4 protein-coding genes and 1 pseudogene are annotated in these 3837 nt (G+C 70.9%); 4 read left to right on the top strand and 1 reads right to left on the bottom strand.

All coding sequences use genetic code 11. The features are described 5' to 3' along the window. The 4 genes and pseudogenes from CCN51_RS13580 to gatB all read left to right on the top strand — a co-directional run. Nucleotides 1–86 (top strand): annotated as a pseudogene (locus CCN51_RS13580) (Asp-tRNA(Asn)/Glu-tRNA(Gln) amidotransferase subunit GatC); the annotation flags it as partial. 5 nt (nucleotides 87–91) lie between these two features. Then, nucleotides 92–1585 carry an Asp-tRNA(Asn)/Glu-tRNA(Gln) amidotransferase subunit GatA gene (gene gatA, locus CCN51_RS13585; RefSeq protein WP_014176169.1) on the top strand — a complete coding sequence of 498 codons (1494 nt, stop codon included), beginning with the start codon at nucleotides 92–94 and terminating at the stop codon, nucleotides 1583–1585. Further along, complete coding sequence (locus tag CCN51_RS13590) at nucleotides 1582–1821, top strand: hypothetical protein (protein WP_014176168.1); 240 nt, start codon at nucleotides 1582–1584, stop codon at nucleotides 1819–1821. The genes gatA and CCN51_RS13590 overlap by 4 nt, the downstream gene beginning before the upstream one ends. Nucleotides 1822–1835: 14 nt before the next feature. Then, nucleotides 1836–3344, top strand: a complete 1509-nt coding sequence (gene gatB, locus CCN51_RS13595; RefSeq protein ID WP_014176167.1) for an Asp-tRNA(Asn)/Glu-tRNA(Gln) amidotransferase subunit GatB — start codon at nucleotides 1836–1838, stop codon at nucleotides 3342–3344. Between the two features lie 83 nt (nucleotides 3345–3427). Here the strand turns inward: gatB and CCN51_RS13600 are convergent. Then, nucleotides 3428–3837, bottom strand: a 410-nt coding sequence (locus tag CCN51_RS13600; RefSeq protein ID WP_211303223.1) for an MlrC C-terminal domain-containing protein, incomplete at its 5' end; no start/stop codon positions are given.

Raw genomic sequence — 3837 nt, forward strand, 5'->3', positions numbered from 1 at the left:
CGCTGACCCCGCAGGAGGCGCTGTCCGGCGCCCCCGCCCAGGAGCAGCAGCGATTCAAGGTGCCGCAGATCCTGGGGGAGGAGTGACTCGCATGGCTGATCTGACCAAGTTCACCGCATCCGGCATCGCCGAGAAGATCGCCTCCGGCGAGGTCACCGCCGTCGAGGTGACCGAGGCGCACCTGGCCCGTATCGAGGCGGTCGACGAGAAGGTGCACGCCTTCCTGCATGTCGACCGCGAGGGCGCACTGGCGCAGGCCCGCGCCGTGGACGACAAGCGCGCCCGCGGCGAGGAGCTCGGCCCGCTGGCCGGTGTTCCGCTCGCGCTCAAGGACATCTTCACCACCAAGGGGATCCCGACCACGGTCGGTTCCAAGATCCTCGAAGGGTGGATTCCGCCGTACGACGCGACGCTGGTCACCCGTCTGAAGGACGCGGACGTGGTGATTCTCGGCAAGACCAACATGGACGAGTTCGCCATGGGGTCCTCGACGGAGAACAGCGCGTACGGCCCCACCAACAACCCGTGGGACCTCACCCGTATCCCCGGCGGCTCCGGCGGCGGCTCCTCCGCCTCGCTCGCATCGTTCCAGGCCGCGCTCGCGATCGGGACTGACACCGGCGGCTCGATCCGCCAGCCCGCCGCCGTGACCGGCACGGTCGGCGTCAAGCCGACGTACGGCGGAGTGTCCCGCTACGGCATGGTGGCCTTCTCCTCGTCCCTGGACCAGGGCGGCCCGTGCGCCAGGACCGTGCTGGACGCGGCGCTGCTGCACGAGGTCATCGCCGGGCACGACCCGCTCGACTCCACCTCCATCGACGCCCCGGTCCCGCCGGTCGTCGAGGCCGCGCGCAACGGCAGCGTGCGCGGTATGCGCATCGGCGTGGTGAAGGAGTTCAGCGGCGAGGGCTACCAGGCCGGCGTCGTGCAGCGCTTCAACGAGTCGGTGGAGCTGCTGCGTGAGCTCGGCGCCGAGGTCGTGGAGCTGTCCTGCCCGTCGTTCGACAAGGCGCTGGCCGCGTACTACCTGATCGCGCCGTCCGAGTGCTCGTCCAACCTGGCCCGCTTCGACGGTCTGCGCTACGGCCTGCGGGTCGGCGACGACGGTTCGCGGTCCGCCGAGGACGTCACCGCGCTCACCCGCGCGGAGGGCTTCGGCGCCGAGGTCAAGCGCCGGATCATGCTGGGGACGTACGCGTTGAGCTCCGGCTACTACGACGCGTACTACGGCTCCGCGCAGAAGGTCCGCACCCTGATCACCCAGGACTTCCAGCGCGCCTTCGAGCAGGTGGACGTGCTGGTCTCGCCGACCACCCCGACGACCGCCTTCCCGATCGGCGAGCGCGTCGACGACCCGATGGCGATGTATCTGGCCGACCTGTGCACCATTCCGGCGAACCTCGCGGGGAACGCGGCCATGTCACTGCCCTGCGGCCTGGCGCCCGAGGACGGTCTGCCGGTCGGCCTGCAGATCATCGCTCCCGCCCTGGCCGACGACCGGCTCTACAAGGTCGGCGCCGCGGTCGAGGCCGCGTTCGTCGACAAGTGGGGGCACCCGCTGCTCGAGGAGGCACAGTCACTATGAGTGCGTTGAAGAAGGCCAAGAGCTTCAAGAAGTCCAAGCCGGGCACCTACCTGTCCATCGGCTCCGCGCTCTTCGGCGCGGTGAGCGTGACCAAGCAGGTCAAGAAGGCCCGATCCGAGAACGACAAGCTGCAGCTGGTCGACGCGGTGGTCTCGGCCGCCGCGATCGTCACCACCGTCGCTCTGCTCGTCCGTGAGCTCAAGCGCATGGGCGACGACGACGTCCTGGCGGACTGAGAGGTTAGTTTTCTGTGACCGTCACTGAACTGGTGTCGTACGAGGACGCCCTCGCCGTCTACGACCCCGTGATGGGGCTCGAGGTCCACGTCGAGCTCGGCACCACGACCAAGATGTTCTGCGGCTGCTCCACGGCGCTGGGCGCCGAGGCCAACGCGCAGACCTGCCCCACCTGCCTCGGCCTGCCCGGCTCGCTCCCGGTCGTCAACGAGACCGGCGTCGAGTCCGCCATCAAGATCGGCCTCGCGCTGAACTGCGAGATCGCCGAGTGGTGCCGCTTCGCCCGGAAGAACTACTTCTATCCGGACATGCCGAAGAACTTCCAGACCTCGCAGTACGACGAGCCGATCGCCTTCAACGGCTATCTGGACGTCGAGATCGACGGCGGCGAGGTCTTCCGGGTCGAGATCGAGCGCGCCCACATGGAGGAGGACACCGGCAAGTCCACCCACATCGGCGGCGCGACGGGCCGTATCCACGGCGCCCAGCACTCCCTCCTCGACTACAACCGGGCCGGTATCCCGCTCATCGAGATCGTCACCAAGCCGATCGAGGGGGCCGGGGACCGGGCCCCGGAGGTCGCCAAGGCGTATGTCGCGGAGCTGCGCGAACTCATCAAGGCGCTCGGGGTCTCCGAGGCGCGCATGGAGATGGGCCAGATGCGCTGCGATGTGAACCTGTCGCTGCGGCCGCACGGCGCCGACAAGTTCGGCACCCGCTCCGAGACCAAGAACGTCAACTCGCTGCGCTCCGTCGAGCGCGCGGCCCGCTTCGAGGTCCAGCGCCAGGCCGCTGTGCTGGGCGGCGGCGGCACGGTGATCCAGGAGACCCGTCACTTCCACGAGGAGGACGGCTCCACGACGCCCGGCCGGGTCAAGGAAGAGGCGGAGGACTACCGCTACTTCCCCGAGCCCGACCTGGTGCCGGTCGCGCCGTCGCGTGAATGGGTGGAGGAGCTGCGGGGCACGCTGCCGGAGCTGCCGCGGGTGCGCCGCACCCGGCTGCGCGAGGAGTGGGGCATCTCGGCCCACGAGATGCAGTCCGTCCTCAACGCGGGCGCGATCGACCTGATCACCGCCACGATCGACGCGGGCGCGGACGCCGCGTCGGCGCGTAAGTGGTGGATGGGCGAGCTGGCCCGCCGGGCCAACGAGGACGGCGTCGACCTCGCGTCCCTGCCGATCACCCCGGTCCAGGTCGCGCGCGTATGCGCCCTGGTCGCCGAGGGCTCGCTCAACGACAAGCTGGCGCGCCAGGTCATCGAGGGCGTGCTGGCGGGCGAGGGCGACCCGGACGCGGTCGTCCAGGCGCGCGGTCTGCAGGTCGTCTCGGACGAGGGCGCGCTCGGCGCCGCCGTCGACGAGGCCATCGCGGGCAACGCGGCCATCGCCGACAAGATCCGCGGCGGCAAGGTCGCGGCGGCGGGCGCGCTGGTGGGCGCGGTCATGAAGGCCACCCGCGGCCAGGCCGACGCGGCGCGCGTACGCGAGCTGATCCTGGAGAAGCTGGGCGTCCAGGGCTGACCGCCGCCCCGGACCCCGCCGGCGGGGCGCACCCTGAGGGTGCGCCCCGCCGCTGGTTTTTGGGGGTGAGGGAACCGCCGCGGCTACAGCAGCTCCGGTGTGAGGTCCGGGGCCGGCATGTCGGGGTCGAAGGGGAACAGGGGGCGCTCCAGGCGGTGGTGGCCCAGGCGGGGGAGGTCCTGGTCGACGCTGCCCGGGGTGAGGGCCAGCTGCCAGTCGGCTGCCAGGGCGTAGAGCTCCGGGGCCGGGCAGCCTGCCTTGACGACGAGCAGGTCGTATTCGCGCGGGCCCAACTCGCCGAAGTCCGCGCGGGTGCGGAACGGTTTGCGGCGGCTGACCAGGACCGTGGTCACCCCGCCGTGACGTACGGCGGCCAAGTCGCCGCCGACCTCGTCGGCCTCGCGGAGGGCCACGACCTTCCCGGTGAGCTCGTACGGCTCGTACGCGGACGCCCCGTACGAGCCGGACGCCCCGCACGGGGCGTACGCCCCGT

Source organism: Streptomyces milbemycinicus, from assembly GCF_002154605.1.
GTDB lineage: Bacteria > Actinomycetota > Actinomycetes > Streptomycetales > Streptomycetaceae > Streptomyces > Streptomyces milbemycinicus.